At 72.4% G+C, this 753-nt stretch carries 1 protein-coding gene; it reads right to left on the bottom strand.

Annotation, left to right across the window (positions count from 1 at the left end):
• Positions 1–753, bottom strand: a 753-nt coding sequence (locus ACOV8S_RS31045; RefSeq protein WP_448321822.1) for an AMP-binding protein, incomplete at both ends; no start/stop codon positions are given.

Genomic DNA, 753 nt, shown 5'->3' with positions numbered 1-753 from the left:
ATCAGCGGGAAGGTGGTGGCCGGGTCGGTGTTCGGGGACAGGACCACGGTGCCGCCCGCGTAGAACACGCCCAGCCAGCCCGGGGAGCTGACGGGGAAGTTGTGGGCGGCGGGCAGCACCACCAGGAACCGGGTGGAGGTGTCCACGGCGCAGATCTCGTTGGAGCCCCACACCGAGTACAGGTAGTCGTCGTGGGTGCGGGGGATCAGCTTGGGCACCCCGGTGGTGCCGCCGGACAGCTGCAGGAAGGCCAGCTCGTGCGGCTCCGGGCCCTCCGGCAGGCCGGCCGGGTCGCCGTCCACCTCGGCCAGCGGGGTGTGCTCCCCGGCCTCGCCGACGACGAACACCTCACGCAGCGAGGGCACTTCGCTCTTCACCAGAGTGGCGAGCGCCGCGTGGTCGAAGCCGGCGTGCCGGTCGACGGTGACGTAGGCGACGGCCTCGGTGAAGGAGCAGAAGTAGCGGATCTCGCTCTCACGGTGCGCGGGCAGCGCGAACACCGGCAGGGCGCCGATCCGGAACAGCGCCATGATCACCTGGATGAACTCGGCGGTGTTCGGCAGCTGCACGACCACCCGGTCGCCCTTGGCGATCCCGCGGCCGGCGAATCCGGCGGCCAGCCGGTCGATCGCCTCGTCCAGCTCGCGGTACGTCCAGGACCGGCGGGCCGGGGCCGGGTCCACCAAGGCCTCGTGGTCGGGGAGTCGCCGAGCGCGCTCACGCAGCACGCCGCCGATGGTCTCGCCCCGCCAG

The organism is Streptomyces sp. CO7, assembly GCF_053474865.1.
Note: the sequence above shows the minus strand (reverse complement) of the source record. Positions and strands in the feature narration are given on the sequence as shown.